Raw genomic sequence first — 14,930 nt, 5'->3', positions numbered from 1 at the left:
AGGTATATTAAAATTCAAGCCCCTTCACAGCTGGAATACCTTCATCATAATAATGCTTAGTAGCATCAATCGTAGAAACTAAATCCGCCATTGCTAGCAACGCGGGGTTGGCACTGCGTCCAGTCACCACTAGATGCATGGTCGAAGGACGTTGCTGAATTGCTTCTATGACGTCTGCCAGTGGTAGAACATCATCAATTGGAAACTTACTTATAGCCAATGCATTATTTAGCTCATCTAGCACTAATAAATCAATGCTGTCATCTTGTAGAGCTGCCTTCGTTTTTTTCCAAGCCTTTGCTAAGGCTACACGATGCTCCTCAGGTGTTTTGGTCCAAGTGAAGCCAATACCCATTTGTTCCATTTCCACACCAAGCTTACGCAGGGCAATTTGCTCTCCATACGTACGCTCAGGTGATTTAATAAATTGCATATAGCGCACATTTAACCCACGACCGATCGCACGTAATGTAACACCTAGGGATGCTGTCGTTTTGCCCTTTCCTTCGCCTGTATACACTAAAAACAAGCCTTTTCTTGCCATGCTGTTAGCCTCCTTATAGCCAAGTTGTCTTTTCTTCAAATGGCGTACGCTTCTTGTCGGTGAACTCCTGCACTTGTGGGTAGCCAATAAAAATTGTCCCTACCACTTTCTGTGCTTCACTTGCACCGATAAACGAATGCATGCGTGAATCATGTACAAGACCAACACCACGTGTACGCCAAACAAAGCCAAGACCTAGCTCCTCTGCTGTTAACCACATTGACATAATGGCGCTACATACAGCAAAAACGTTGTCCTCTGTCGCATCGGTATCTCCCTCCACCACATCTGCTGTTACAACAATAGCGACGGGGGTTGTTTGTACAACCTTTAATGAGCTTTCCACTAAATTCGGCTTTGTCGGAAAGCGTTCTTGTAAATAAGCGCTTGCCATTTCCTCATAACGATCCATAGCTTCACCTTGAATGATGTAGAAATGCCAAGGCTCTCTCATTCTGTCATTAGGGGCAAATGTAGCAGCCTCTAAGATTTGCTCAATTTTCTCTTTTTCTACTGGTTGTGCTGTGTAATTTCGAATAGCTCGACGCTTTTTTAGTGCTTCAATGACTGTCATGTTGCTTCCTCCTTCTGCTCTCTTATGAGATGATTATGAAAAAGCAAGTCCCTGCTCTTCAAACCATTGTATTTTTTCACGTACATTGACGACATCGCCAACTACAATCATGGAAGGATTATGATACCCTTCACGTTCAATAATGTTCGCAATTTCATCTAGTTGCCCTGTTATCGTTCGTTGTTGAGCAGTTGTTCCCCATTCAATAACCGCTACTGGCGTTGTGGCTTTACGCCCATTCTCGATTAATTTTCGAGCTATATAGGCAATATTGCCAACGCTCATATAAAAAGCGACAGTATCAATGCCCGTTGCTAATGCTGGCCAATTCAAAAAATCCTGTCCTTTTTCTTCTCGGCCATGTCCAGTCACGAGGGCAAAGCTTGTGGCAAAGTCTCTATGTGTCACAGGAATCCCAGCATAAGCTGGAGCCGCAATACCTGCAGTTATACCCGGCACAATTTCATAGGAAATGCCATGATTTTTTAAGATTTCAGCCTCTTCTGCACCACGACCAAAGACGAATGGATCGCCACCTTTAAGACGTGTGACAATTTTTCCCTGCTGCGCCTTCTCCACAAGTAATGCATTAATTTCATCTTGAATTAGGTGGTGCTTTCCTGGTAATTTCCCACAATAAACGAGTTCCGCATCCTTTTTCGCGAAGTCTAGCAATGCTGGATTCACAAGACGGTCATATGCAATAATATCAGCCTTTTGAATACATTCCAGACCATAAACCGTAATGAGCTTTGGATCTCCAGGTCCTGCGCCAACGATATAAACTATTCCATCCTTCATTGCTTTGCTCCCATCAATAGTTGTTGTAAATAAGCTTCACGTCTATCCATCTCACCTTGACGTGTCCATTCTAGGATGTTTGGCTCTAGCAAGGCCTGTAATGCCTCACGTCTTTGTGGGCCTTTATCAAACTTGGCAACAATCATTAAACGAGCTTGCTGCAAAAAGCATACGTAATCTTCATAGGCATCATCAAATTGATCCTCTAAATCTGCTTTAATTTTTCGTGCTAGCCCAGGACTTGCTCCCGATGTCGAGACAGTTAACACTAAAGGACCACGACGAACTGTCGCGGGAGTAATAAAATCACTTTCACTTTGTCTATCTGTTCGATTCATTAATTGCCAATGCTGTGCCGCCTCTTGCACGGCTTCGTTAACAGTCGTCACATTTGTGGCAGCAATAATAAGGATTGCATCATCCAAATCACGTGGTTCAAACTCTTTTCGTTTCCAAGTAATTTGCCCCCACTCGACTAGTGGCTGTAAATCTTCATGTAAGGTCGGACTAACGATGACGATATTCGCCTTCGCTGGTAAAAGGGATGCCACCTTTTGTGTGGCTACGTGACCACCGCCTACGATTACAACTGTTTTATATTCTAGATTAATATGAATAGGAAAATAATTAGTCATCATTCTTCACCTTCTTGCAAGCTGTTAACCAATTGTCAACTAGCTTTGGGTTTGATACAAAATGAAAATGCGTATAACCAGCCACCAAATTCCCTACTTGATAGCCTTCTTGTTTTTTGCCAAAGCGACCAATCGTTTCGTAGGCCGGTGTGTGATGGGAGCCATTATATTTGGAATAGTGGAATTCATGTCCCTTTGCCTGTTCCTCTGAACCGATTAAGAAATTACCTGCTGTACCAAAAATTTCACGATAGCCAAGTGCTGCTAGCTTTGTTTGCATAGCTACCTCCCCTGGGATTACACCTATCATGTCATAACGCTCTCCATGGCTATCTGTAATAGCTTCTGTTAAATACATGAAGCCCCCACATTCAGCCAATGTCGGTAGACCTTTGTTTATGGCTGCACGTATAGATTGTTTGGCAATCGTATTTGCAGCAAGTGTCTGTGCAAACTCTTCAGGAAAGCCACCCCCTATATATAAGCCATCAGCCTTACTTGGTACTGGCTCATTGGCAAGTGGTGAGAAAAATTGTAATGTCGCACCTTTCGCCCGTAATAACGCCAAATTTTCTTCATAATAAAAATTAAATGCCGCATCTTTTGCTACAGCGAGACAAATATTTTGTGTAGGCTCCTCTGTAAATAATTTGCCTGATTCCTGAAGTACAGGGGCCTTAGTGATACGGAGTAATTGCTCTAAGTCAATGGTCTTGGCCATTAGATCTCCTAGTTTGTCAAAAAATGAATGCAGCTCTCCTCTTTCAATAGCAGGGACTAGTCCTAAATGACGACTTGGAATATCAATCCCTTCCTCGCGCTTTAAGTAGCCGATTACAGGAATACCACATTCTTGTTCAATAGCAGCCTTAGCAATTTCATAATGACCCACACTACCCACCTGATTGGCTATCACACCAACGATATTTGGTTTATCTGATAATAATTGAAATCCTTTGACAACTGCCGCAACACTTCTAGCCATACTTGCACAATTAACGATTAAAATAACAGGACTCTCTGTCACTACACTGATATCTGCGGCAGAGCCAGCATCTGATAATGGACTTTTGCCATCATAAAAGCCCATCACCCCCTCAATAATAGATACATCCGCATCCTCACTAGCGCGTGCTACAATATCACATACTGCTTCATGCGAGAACATCCAACTATCAATATTGCGTGATATTCTACCTGTTACGGCCGTATGATAGGTTGGATCGATATAATCAGGTCCGCATTTAAAGCCCTGCACGACTTTCCCTTTATTTTGTAAAGCCTTCATCAGTCCAATGGTAAAAGTAGTTTTGCCTACCCCACTGCCTGTCCCGGCTAATACAAAGCGATTGGTTTGCATGGACTTCCTCCTTAAAATTGGTATCTAGCAACTGAAATCGTAGCATTACCTGATTTTTTCTTTTCTAAGATAAGTGATTTGGCCTGAGCATAACGCATTGCCGCAGGTTCACTGACACCGTATGCCCCTGTATATTTAAAGACTGTTTCCGAAGGTGATGGAAACTCAATTTCATTTAATTCTGATGGTGAATAGGTAACGAACTCCCAATCATATTTTTTTGTAATATCGAGGAAGCATTGCTCATCTTTCTTCAAATCAATTGTACAAAGTGCCTTCACACTTTTTTTCGAAAGATTAAGCTCTGCCAGGGTTTCATCAATGACTTGTTCAATCTCCTCAATAGATGTACCACGATTACAGCCCATGCCTAAGACAATTGATTTTGGTCGATAAATGACACCATTTTCAAGCAAAACTTCTTCTTCTCGTTCGATTATACGGTCCGTTATTAACAATGTTGCATGAGGCTTAGCCTCTATGGCCGTCTGTGTAGATGGATAAATTTTAATTTGCTCTGGCATTGGTGTATCACGCATCCACCAATCCCGTTCACCAGTTTCCTGTACAATAGCCACATGTTCCTCATTGACGACAGAAGCACTGACAGGCGTTAATTTATCGGCACTATCCCAAACCCAGCCAAAGCGTGCACCAAATAAATCGACAGGAATAGTCTTTTGCACATCGGAAGCTGTTGTAATAATAGGGTTGGCACCAAGAGCTGCCGCTACCTCATGCGTTAGTTCATTGGCACCTCCAAGATGTCCTGACAAGACACTTATTACGTTTTCGCCTCGATCATCAATAACTACAACACCTGGATCAGTCTTTTTATCCTTTAAAATGGGGGCAATCATTCGTACAACTGCTCCTAAAGAAATAATTAAAATCAAACCTTTGTATTGTTTAAATAGAGTTGGCAAAAGCAAACGCACTGTTCCGGTAAACAGTTGAATATGCTTTTCCTCCTCATCACCCTGTTCAAATTTACTCATATAATACAAATCACTTGCTGCAAACGTTTGTTGGAGTCGTCGTCCTATTTGAACACCGTGCTTTGTAATCGCTACAACAGCATATGGATTGCGCTGATCAACTTCTGGTAATATCCCCTCTTGTAACTCAATCACTTGTCTTCACACCTTTTCTGAAGCCGTGTGTAAAGGTTGCATCATATAATTTCGAGCGATATTGATCCTTATCATGAATATTAGGATCTAGCGCCCAGCCTGCTAGAATCATCGCATGCTTACGAATTCCATTCACACGCATCGCTTCATCTAATTCGATTAATGTTGTACGAACAATTTTTTGATCTGGCCAAGAAGCACGTTGAATAACTGCTACGGGTGTGTCATCAGCCCAACCAGCACTTTGAAGTTCCTTGACAATTTTCTTTGTGAGCGTCGCACTTAAGAATAGAGCAATTGTACAATGATGGCTTGCTAAATCACGTAATTTTTCAAATTCGGGTACAGGGGTACGCCCTTCAGCACGAGTTAAAATTAAAGTTTGTGTTAAATCAGGAATCGTTAGCTCAGCCCCAATTGCCGCTGCTGATGCAAAAACAGAGCTAACCCCTGGAATAACTTCGTAGCCAATGCCTTGCTTTTTTAAGAGTGCTACTTGTTCCATAATCGCTCCATACATAGCCGGATCACCTGTATGCATGCGAGCTACTATTTTCCCCGCATGGACCCGATCAGCCATCACAGCGACCATTTCCTCTAAATGCATCCCAGCTGTTCGAATAATTTCCGCATCTGGTCTAGCTTTCGCAATGAGATCTTCACTCACTAATGAATCTGTATACATCACTACATCTGCTGTCTGTAACATATGTAAGCCTTTTACTGTAATTAAATCTGGATCACCAGGACCAGCGCCGACTATATAGATTTTTTTCATTATTTACGCACCACCATTAATGTTAAATATTCTAAATCGACACCATCCAACTCGCGTACATCCCAAATGACTTCTTCGTCAGATGTTACCTTTGTCACAACAGATGCTTGATCCAGTAAATCTAAATCACGTAGTACCTGTAGCATTAAATCAATTACTTTTGCTACTTTAATAAAGACTACAGCATCATGACTTTCAATCGCTTCTCGCATTGCCGCATAATCATCATAGGCAGGAATGATCGCCACACGATCATCACCATCAGCTAATGCAATGCCCAGGCGAGAAGCGGAGCCATTAAATGAAGATATCCCCGGAACCGTACGAATTTCTACATCTGGATGCATGTCCTGCATTAACTTCATCATATGGATAAACGTACTATATAATAACGGATCACCTTCTGTAACGAAGGCCACATCCTTGCCCTCCTGTAATTTTTCATATACAAGCTCGACTGACTTTGTCCATTCACGCTCAAGGACAGCTTCATCCTTCGTCATAGGAAATACAAGACCAAGCATATCTTTTTCCTCTGGATTAATATAAACGTCTACAATACGATGGGCATAGCTCTTACTGCCTCTCAGCTTTTTGGGATAAGCAATAACAGGTGACTCTTGAATCACACGAAACGCCTTCACTGTAATTAATTCTGGATCGCCAGGACCAACGCCCAAGCCATATAAAACACCTAAATTAGTCATGATTTTCTTCCTTTCGATAAGCCGAAATAATATATATTGGATTTAATGGCACAAAGCGTGTCATATCTAAAATCGGTTTGCTACGCGCAAGCTGTGCCTGTAAAATATCAACCGCAAAATCACAAGCCTTAAACGCTTCCACTGCTTTATATAAATTTTCAATTGTCGCTGCATTTAAAACAATGCGACCATTTGGTTTTAAGCGGTTACAGCACAATTGTAGTAATTCGACCATTTCACCACCAGTCCCACCGATAAAAATGGCATCAGGGTCTGGGAAATGTTCGAGTCCCTCTGGAGCTTTACTATGAATGGCTGTTAGATCCACACGGAATTTTTGCTGATTGTGTAGACAGTTTTCTAAATCAGGTGCATTTTTTTCAACGGCGTATACTTGCCCCTCAGGTGCAAGCTTACCTGCTTCAATGGCCATAGATCCTGTACATGTGCCAATATCCCAAATAACACTATCCTTTTGAAGTTGCATCGCCTGTAAGCTTAAAACACGAATTTCCTTTTTGGTAATGAGTCCTTTATCTGGCTTTCGTTGAGAAAATTCTTCATCATCAATACCGAGCTTGTAGCGTTTTGGTTCAAAGGTTTGTTGTAAAATAACTACGTTGAGAGGGGAAAAATGTGTGGTCTCCATTTCATCTAACGAATACCAACCATATTTTTCACCTTCACCCTGTAGATTTTCGGCTACAAATGCTCGATATTCGGTCATTCCAAAATGCTTTAAATAACGTGCGAGCGCATTTGGGCTATTTTCAGCATCTGTTAATAGAGCTATTTTCTTGTTCCCATCGATGCGCTGTGCCAAGCCTTTCATAGGTCGTCCATGAATACTTGTAACATAAGCATCCTGCCAGCTTTCTCCCATTTTCGCGAAGGCTAGTTGTATGGAGCTCATGTATGGATAAACCTCCAAATCTAGCTTTTTCGCTAAATAGCCGCCAACGCCGTAAAATAATGGATCTCCTGATGCGAGAATAATCGTATCTCTTGTTTCCTCTGACAATCTCTCAACAAGTGCTGAAAGACCTCCTTTGATCTTGATTTTTTCCCCTGTAAAATGTGGAAAAAAATCAAGCACGCGCTCACCACCGACAAGTACCTCACAGTCTTCAATCCACTGGTGGTATTGTGGTAATAAGCTTGCTAATCCGTTATCCCCGATTCCAATTAATTTCATCGATCGATGCAATGTCATCAGCCCTTCCTAATAATTGTCCCTGCATCGAATAAATCGATGTGGAAAGCGTTAAACCGCCCTTTATATGATGAATGGAGGAATAGCAGCAGGCCTCACACAAACGATGGAAAAATGATTCATATCCTTTTTCCATCATAATTTCACCTACTTGCGACGCTGTGTTGGCCTCTCGTATTTCGGCTATTGTGTCTGCATCTGCCCCTACATCTTCGGCAAGTTGTGCTAAAAAGTTAAAATCAATCGGAGCACTTTTGGAATGCACCATCATTACCCCTTGTGCCACCTTTGAAAATTTCCCCATCATCCCAACAAGGGACACTTGTTTAATACCGAGTCGCTTACAATGCTTTAAAGTAAAGCCAACAAAATCACCCATTTCCACAAAAGCTTCTTCAGGTAAATGGGGGTATTGTTTCATCGCAAATTTTTCACTGCGACCACCTGTTGTCACTACTAAATGCTCACAGCCGGCCTCTTTAGCGACGCTAATGGCCTGTACAATACTAGCCATATACGCAGAACTTGAAAAAGGCACGACGGTTCCCCTTGTGCCTAAAATAGAGATGCCTCCAAGTATACCAAGACGACCATTTAACGTTTTTTTTGCAATCTCCTCGCCCCTAGGTACGGAAATCACTACGTTAACCCCTCGCGTAATTTGAAATTCATCCAATACACCTTGAACAGTGCTGTGAATCATTTTCCGTGGGACAGGATTAATGGCCGCCTCTCCAACAGGCACTGGTAAGCCGGGCTTTGTGACACGCCCGACTCCAATCCCTCCATCTAAATGAATACCAGGTATCTCTGCCCAGCTCACAGTACCGACGATGAGTGCCTGATGTGTGGCATCTGGGTCATCACCAGCATCTTTAATCGTTTCACAGCTGACGGCATTGTTTTCAAATAGGCATTTTTCAATAGTAAAGGTCGCATCCCTACCTATTGGCAAATGAATCGTGCTTGTTTCTTGCTCTTCATTTGTAATAAGGGCAAGTAAAGCTGCCTTTGTTACTGCAGTTGCACAGGCTCCTGTTGTATAACCGTGACGCATGTCCTTAGGATCCTTTTTTGGCTTCCGCTCCATTATTTTTTCGCCTGTTCATCCGCTAAAAGTGAAATGGCATTTAATGCGGCAACCGTCACTGTACTACCGCCTTTACGACCAACATTTGTAATGTACGGAATACCTTCAAGTTTTAGCAGCTCCTCTTTCGATTCAGCCGCAGACACGAAACCTACAGGCATACCAATAATTAAATCTGGTTTTGCTAAGCCTTCCTTAATTAAACGAATCAATTCTAGTAATGCAGTTGGGGCATTACCAATAGCATAAATACCGCCTTCATGTAATTTTGAGGCTTTTTGCATCGATATAATGGCACGCGTTGTATTTTGCTTTTTCGCTTCTACAGATACATCCTCATCCGCAATATAGCAATGTAAATCGCCACCATGTTTTTGGAAACGTTTTTTACCAGAACCACTTTCAATCATTTGCACATCCGCAATTACATGACGCCCTGCCAGAATAGACTTAACACCTGCTTCAAGTGCTCCTGGTGTAATAATAACGCTACGACCTAGCTCAAAGTCAGCAGATGCATGGATAATACGGCGCACAACCTTCCATTCATCCTCTGAAAAGTTATGCTCCCCCATTTCTTCTGCGATAATTGAGAAACTGTAATCGTAAATTTTATCTGGGTCTACTGTTAATGGTTTGAAATCAGTTTTAAAATCCATTGTTATTGCCTCCTAAAGTGTATGTTTTACAGCCTGTAACACTTCTTCAAAAGTGGAATATTGTTGGCCATATTTAATATTGGGTCTTGCAATAAGAATTGTTTCTATAGAACAGGCAAGGGCTGCCTCTAGCTTCTCGTCTACCGAGCCCACTTTGCCGCTTTCTTTAGTAATCATTAAGGTCACTCCATATTGACGGAATAATGCTTCATTTAATTCCTTTGAAAATGGGCCTTGAATGGCTACAATATCTCGCTGTGCGACACCGAGCGCCTCACATTTTTCCATATTGTCAAGTCGTGGGAGCATACGAGCAATGACTCTTGTGTTTTCTAAGCCTTGTAAAACTTTCGTAAATGTAGCAAGCGTTTTACTGCCTGTTGTCAGCATAATGACACCACGCTTTTCAGCTGCTAACTGAGCCGCCTCTTCATAATCCTTTACAACTGTAATAAGTGGGTGAGCATAATGCTCATGGGCACGTTCATAGCGGATATATGGTACTTGCGCTTTTTCAGCTGCTGCCATAGCATTTTTCGATGCCTCTTCAGCAAATGGATGAGAGGCATCTACGACCAATTGAAAGCCTTGTTCCATTATAATAGTCGCCATTTCTTCCGCTGTTAGTCTCCCTATTAAGGAAGGCAAGCCAACGTCAGCAAGACTAGAGGCTGCCGATTCCGTCACAACAGTGGCAGTTACAGCATGACCTGTACTTTGCAATTCAAGGCCCAGATTTCTTGCATCACTCGTCCCTGCTAACATGAAAATCATTTAACGGGCTCCTTTTCATGATGATGATGGTCATGGTCATGGTCGTGGTGGTGGTCATGTCCATGATCGTGATCATGATGGTGATGATGATGGTCATGTCCATGATCGTGATCATGATGGTGATGATGATGTGCATGTCCATGAATAGCAGCGTAAGCACGATAATCTTCAAGATCTTGCATACCTGTAGATGTACCATTCATCGCTTGCTCAATACGCTCTAATAAAACATTTTGTAAACGTTCGTGGTAGCCAAAGTAGTTGGCAATTTGAATTTCACATGCAGGAAATTGCTCATTGAATTTCTCACACATAACATGCATACGCTCCATTAAAATACCAGTGAATAAAAAGTAAGGAAGCATGATTATTTTCTTAGCACCTAGTTTGACGCAGCGTTCAATGCCTTCTTCAACACGTGGGTCCGTTACACCCATAAAGGCACTTTCTACGTATTTAACAGGTAGTTTTTCCCATAGCAATCGTGTGATTTTATAAAAGTCCCCATTTGCATAAGGATCACTGCCACCTCGAGCAATTAATAAAACGGCTGTATCTTCCTGTTCTTGTTCTGTATTAAATCCAATTTCAACTAAACGATCTTGTAATATCGCAAATATTTCTTCATGAATGCCAATTGTTTGACCATATGTGAATGTGATATTCGGATAATGCTCACGGGCATGCTCGATTTCTGCCGGGATATGTAGCTTGGAATGACCTGCATGAAGTAATATAATCGGGATTACATGTACCTCTGTAGCACCCTTTTTCACACAATTTGTAATACCTTCTTCAATGTTAGGAGAAGCAAATTCTAGGAAACATGTTTCTACTAGATATTGTTCATCAATGCGAGATGTCATTTGCTCGATAAATGTACGTACCTCATCATTTCCTGCTGCTAAACGGCTACCATGGCCAACAAATAATATAGCTTTCATCTCTTTTCTCCTCACTAGTCGCCGCACGGAGCTGGCTCTATTTTTATTTTGGAAGACATATCTTGATACGTAAAATGCAATATCTTTTTCACACGCTTGAAGTATTTAAATAAGCGTTCGTTTGGATGCGCATTGGCTTTATATTCTTCAATAATAGCTGTAATTAAAGGAATCAATTGTTCAGGCTCCAAGCCTTCTACAACAGGCTGTGCTGCATGAGCCGTACGTCCGACTGGTTTCGCTCCAATAAAGACATCAAATTTACTTTTACGATAGACAATCCCAATATCGTCAAATACTGCTCGATAACAAGCCATCCCACAGCCATTAAAGCCAATATTTAATGTTTTCGGTAAAGACAGACCACCAAGCTTTTCTTGAATTTCCTCCGCATATGGTATGGAATCTGCTTTTTCACCGTAGCAAAAATCGCAAGCCTTCAACGACAATACATCACCAATTGGTGCTAATAAAAAGCCTACTTGCTGTAATTTTTCAGTGATGCGTTCAGGCGTAGTTGTAGGTATTTTTAAATGGATTTGATGATCTGGTGTGTATTCCATCGATCCATCTTCGCCTACGACCTCTGCTAACGTCATCATTTGCTGTGGTGTAAAAAATTTATTGGCCACTCCAGGGCTCACTGCTAATTCAAAAATGGATTCTATTTTTTGTTGTACAAGCTTTGGAGTAACCTTGATAGCATTTGTTCCCTTTACCATTGCAAGTGCCGCTGTAGCCATTTCAAGTGCCGTTTTTTTCGGCTTTGGCATAACGGCTACACTGGGTTTATTCATTCGCCCTGCATTGGGGTCTGCCGCAAAGTCATTGCGTGCTGTTCCTGTCTCTTGATTCATCGCCCATGGCTCATTTTCTTCCCGTAAACGTTGATGTGGACGTAATGGCTGCTTTTCCTCGCCAAGTGTATATTTACGTTGGTAGCCACGTGGCGTAATCATTTTATTATCATAGAAAAACGTAGATGAGTTTCCGATAATGACGGTTGTCAGCATACCGATATCATGTTCCAACATGTCTGCCAATGTGGTCATCGTCACTTCTTGACGTTCTCGATAGGCACTTTTCACAAGCCCTACTGGAGTGTCAGGTGAACGATATTCTAAAAGAATTCGCTGTGCTTCGACAATTTGTCTTGTACGGCGACCGCTTTTAGGATTGTATAGAGCAATGACAAAATCGGCCATTGCTGCAGCTTCCACACGCTTCGCAATTAAATTCCACGGAGTGAGGTGGTCACTTAAACTAATGGTACAAGCATCATGCATAATCGGTGCACCAAGTAAACTAGCACATGAATTGATAGCTGAAATACCCGGGACAATCTCGACTTCAATACCAGTTGCCTCTGTCCAGCCTAGCTCAATTAAAACTTCATACACTAATCCCGCCATACCATAAACGCCCGCATCTCCACTCGAAATGACCGAAACTATACTTCCTGCCTCTGCTTGACGAACTGCCTCCTGAGCACGGGACACTTCTTCTGTCATGCCTGTACTGACAATAGATTTTGCACTCACTAAATCTTGAATCAGCTCAACATAGGTTTTATAGCCTATGATCATATCACTTTGTTGTAAAGCCTCTACTGCACGTGTCGTAATATGCTTAAAGTCTCCAGGTCCAAAGCCTACTACGAAAATTTTCCCTTTTTGCGCCATGTTTTTACCCCTCTTTCACCTTTTCAATCCCTTTAATGGCTGTCGTTTGCGCTGTTCGCTGCAATGTCCCTTCCCGAAGTGTATAAACATGATCGTTATGTAAGGATTCATGATGCAAATCCTGTACAAGTGTTCTAGCATGCTCCGTTGATGGTACACGGTACCAATTCCCCTGGGGGTAAGCAATAACCACACAAGCATCCTTACATCGTCCATTACAGCGTGTTCTTGTCGTATGTATTTCTTTATCTAGTGCGTTTCGCTGTATTTCGTCCCGTATAGCTTGGGTAATTTCTTCTCCATCCTTGTTCATACAGCTACTGCCATTGCAAATAAAGAGATGTGTTTTCATCCCCTCTAAATTCCACGTTGTCATTTTATGTCTCCCCTCTTTTGCTTTTGGAAAAAGAAAAACCTTTACTCTCCCGAAGAGTAAAGGTTTGTAGAAGCCAAATAAAAACGAATAGACTGAAAGACAGATCCTCGCTTTTGCTTCAACTTCTCCCTCCGAAAAGTTTGCATGCACAATCTGATAAGCAGGTTTCCTGACTTAAGCTTCATTTTACTGTCGCACCTTCCCTAGTTTGCACAGGTGGCATTGCGATTTCATCAGCTATTACAGTAGCGGGGGCTGTATTGGACTTTCACCAATTTCCCTATTATCTCGAGTTTTTCGAGCACTTATCGACGTTTTATATGAAATTTTTAATTGTATATTTAATAGAAAACTGTCTTAATCATATCTTATTATTTTAAAATTTCAATATTTCTTTAAAAATTCATGACAAATTTATCAATTTTATCAGAGAGTTTTTGGTTATTTAAAATTGGTGTTGTTCCCTTTTATTCTCAAAATCCTCAGTAATCAGAATTTTCGACATTGATAGTCTATTTCAAAATTTTTATAAAAAAGTATAGCATATTTATGGAAATTCGTGGTACACTTTGTCGTGAAATCTCACAACTTACTATTTTTGGTGTAAAATGCTCGTCATTTTACTTAAAAGGGAAGCCGGTTCAAGTCCGGCGCGGTCCCGCCACTGTAATAGGGAGCTTTATAGAAAATGTCACTGTCCAATGGATGGGAAGACCTATAAAGTGTTGAACTAGAGCCAGGAGACCTGCCGAAAATATGTGATCGTTTCATCCTACGAGGATAGGTGTGCGGCTTAGCAGATGAGAATGTTATTTGCTTTTTTAGCTATGCACTTTTCCAACAACGGAAAAGTGCTTTTTTTATTACGCACGCTACATTCTAAAAATCTATTTATAGTTTGGAGGAAGAAAATTGAAGCTGTCTTGGTGGAAACTTAGTTATTTTGTATTGGCTTTTTTAATGGTGCCAAAACGTGCCTTCGCCATGCATATCATGGAAGGTTTTTTACCAATCGAATGGGCTATTTTTTGGTGGGTAATCTCCGTCCCATTTATTATTTTAGGATTGCGCTCTATTCGTAAAACAATCGAAGAAAACCCAGAAACAAAAATGATTCTGGGACTGTCTGGTGCGTTTGCCTTTGTTCTATCAGCCTTAAAAATCCCTTCAGTTACAGGGAGCTGTTCACATCCAACAGGGGTAGGTCTCGGAACAGTCTTATTTGGACCGTTAGCGATGAGTGTCATCGGGACAATTGTTTTATTATTTCAATCTTTACTTTTAGCACATGGTGGAATCACAACATTAGGGGCTAATGCATTTTCGATGGCTATCGTAGGTCCGTTTATCGTCTACTTTGTATTTAAAGGGGCGCAAAAAATGGGGTTATCGTTTTCATTAGCTATTTTCTTTGCGGCTATGCTTGGGGATTTAGGTACATATGTGGTGACTTCTATTCAATTAGCACTTGCTTTCCCATCTGAAGTCGGTGGCTTTATGGCTTCATTTACAAAGTTCGCAAGTATTTTTGCCTTAACACAAATCCCGTTAGCTGTGAGTGAAGGGATATTAACAGTTATTGTCATGAACTTCTTGAAAAAATATAATATTAGCGAATTAAAGTCTTTACGTGTTTTCTCTACAAAGGAGGCGCACTAAT

16 protein-coding genes and 2 riboswitches are annotated in these 14,930 nt (G+C 41.4%); of the genes, 1 reads left to right on the top strand and 15 read right to left on the bottom strand.

The genetic code is table 11. The features are described 5' to 3' along the window. Positions 1-7 precede the first annotated feature (7 nt). Genes ACP3VS_RS06020 through ACP3VS_RS05950 form a run of 15 tightly spaced genes read right to left on the bottom strand, consistent with a single transcriptional unit; the run spans position 8 to position 13,270 of the window. On the bottom strand, positions 8-544 hold the full coding sequence (locus ACP3VS_RS06020; protein WP_426388458.1) for a cob(I)yrinic acid a,c-diamide adenosyltransferase: 537 nt from the start codon (positions 542-544) through the stop codon (positions 8-10). Between the two features lie 13 nt (positions 545-557). Next, entirely contained in the window at positions 558-1,118 is a 561-nt protein-coding gene (locus ACP3VS_RS06015) for a nitroreductase family protein (RefSeq protein WP_012294987.1), read from the bottom strand. Between the two features lie 33 nt (positions 1,119-1,151). Further along, positions 1,152-1,919 carry a uroporphyrinogen-III C-methyltransferase gene (cobA, locus tag ACP3VS_RS06010; protein ID WP_031417498.1) on the bottom strand — a complete coding sequence of 256 codons (768 nt, stop codon included), beginning with the start codon at positions 1,917-1,919 and terminating at the stop codon, positions 1,152-1,154. After that, positions 1,916-2,554: a precorrin-2 dehydrogenase/sirohydrochlorin ferrochelatase family protein gene (locus tag ACP3VS_RS06005; RefSeq protein WP_012294990.1), complete on the bottom strand. Its 639-nt coding sequence runs from the start codon at positions 2,552-2,554 to the stop codon at positions 1,916-1,918. The genes cobA and ACP3VS_RS06005 overlap by 4 nt, the downstream gene beginning before the upstream one ends. Next, positions 2,547-3,914 carry a cobyrinate a,c-diamide synthase gene (locus tag ACP3VS_RS06000; protein WP_197150134.1) on the bottom strand — a complete coding sequence of 456 codons (1,368 nt, stop codon included), beginning with the start codon at positions 3,912-3,914 and terminating at the stop codon, positions 2,547-2,549. Before ACP3VS_RS06000 ends, ACP3VS_RS06005 begins: the two co-directional genes overlap by 8 nt. Before the next feature lie 11 nt (positions 3,915-3,925). After that, on the bottom strand, positions 3,926-5,047 hold the full coding sequence (locus tag ACP3VS_RS05995; protein WP_012294992.1) for a cobalt-precorrin 5A hydrolase: 1,122 nt from the start codon (positions 5,045-5,047) through the stop codon (positions 3,926-3,928). Beyond that, complete coding sequence (gene cobM / locus ACP3VS_RS05990; protein ID WP_012294993.1) at positions 5,040-5,825, bottom strand: precorrin-4 C(11)-methyltransferase; 786 nt, start codon at positions 5,823-5,825, stop codon at positions 5,040-5,042. The genes ACP3VS_RS05995 and cobM overlap by 8 nt, the downstream gene beginning before the upstream one ends. Continuing rightward, positions 5,825-6,532: a precorrin-2 C(20)-methyltransferase gene (cobI, locus tag ACP3VS_RS05985; protein WP_012294994.1), complete on the bottom strand. Its 708-nt coding sequence runs from the start codon at positions 6,530-6,532 to the stop codon at positions 5,825-5,827. Before cobI ends, cobM begins: the two co-directional genes overlap by 1 nt. After that, positions 6,525-7,745: a bifunctional cobalt-precorrin-7 (C(5))-methyltransferase/cobalt-precorrin-6B (C(15))-methyltransferase gene (locus ACP3VS_RS05980; protein WP_036164072.1), complete on the bottom strand. Its 1,221-nt coding sequence runs from the start codon at positions 7,743-7,745 to the stop codon at positions 6,525-6,527. Before ACP3VS_RS05980 ends, cobI begins: the two co-directional genes overlap by 8 nt. Further along, positions 7,702-8,835 (bottom strand): cobalt-precorrin-5B (C(1))-methyltransferase, encoded by a 1,134-nt coding sequence (locus tag ACP3VS_RS05975; RefSeq protein ID WP_036164075.1) that lies wholly within the window; start codon positions 8,833-8,835, stop codon positions 7,702-7,704. Before ACP3VS_RS05975 ends, ACP3VS_RS05980 begins: the two co-directional genes overlap by 44 nt. After that, a complete protein-coding gene (locus ACP3VS_RS05970; protein WP_012294996.1) occupies positions 8,835-9,494 on the bottom strand; it encodes a precorrin-8X methylmutase in 660 nt (219 codons plus the stop codon). The genes ACP3VS_RS05975 and ACP3VS_RS05970 overlap by 1 nt, the downstream gene beginning before the upstream one ends. Before the next feature lie 12 nt (positions 9,495-9,506). Further along, positions 9,507-10,268, bottom strand: coding sequence for a precorrin-6A reductase (gene cobK / locus ACP3VS_RS05965; RefSeq protein WP_031417486.1), 762 nt, complete (start codon positions 10,266-10,268; stop codon positions 9,507-9,509). Beyond that, positions 10,265-11,212 carry a sirohydrochlorin chelatase gene (locus ACP3VS_RS05960; protein ID WP_099805302.1) on the bottom strand — a complete coding sequence of 316 codons (948 nt, stop codon included), beginning with the start codon at positions 11,210-11,212 and terminating at the stop codon, positions 10,265-10,267. Before ACP3VS_RS05960 ends, cobK begins: the two co-directional genes overlap by 4 nt. A 14-nt stretch (positions 11,213-11,226) precedes the next feature. Then, entirely contained in the window at positions 11,227-12,894 is a 1,668-nt protein-coding gene (gene cobJ / locus ACP3VS_RS05955) for a precorrin-3B C(17)-methyltransferase (protein ID WP_012294999.1), read from the bottom strand. Positions 12,895-12,898: 4 nt separating this feature from the next. Continuing rightward, entirely contained in the window at positions 12,899-13,270 is a 372-nt protein-coding gene (locus tag ACP3VS_RS05950; protein WP_031417481.1) for a (2Fe-2S) ferredoxin domain-containing protein, read from the bottom strand. Positions 13,271-13,412: 142 nt separating this feature from the next. Continuing rightward, a riboswitch (cobalamin riboswitch) is annotated at positions 13,413-13,594 on the bottom strand. Between the two features lie 258 nt (positions 13,595-13,852). Beyond that, a riboswitch (cobalamin riboswitch) is annotated at positions 13,853-14,037 on the top strand. Positions 14,038-14,182: 145 nt separating this feature from the next. Here ACP3VS_RS05950 and ACP3VS_RS05945 point away from each other — a divergent pair. Beyond that, positions 14,183-14,929, top strand: coding sequence for an energy-coupling factor ABC transporter permease (locus ACP3VS_RS05945; RefSeq protein WP_031417479.1), 747 nt, complete (start codon positions 14,183-14,185; stop codon positions 14,927-14,929). Position 14,930 lies beyond the last annotated feature (1 nt).

Origin of the sequence: Lysinibacillus sp. VIII_CA (assembly GCF_049943995.1) — a bacterium.
Classification (GTDB): domain Bacteria; phylum Bacillota; class Bacilli; order Bacillales_A; family Planococcaceae; genus Lysinibacillus; species Lysinibacillus pinottii.
The sequence above is the reverse complement of the archived record's forward strand: the minus strand, read 5'-3'. Positions and strand labels throughout refer to the sequence as shown.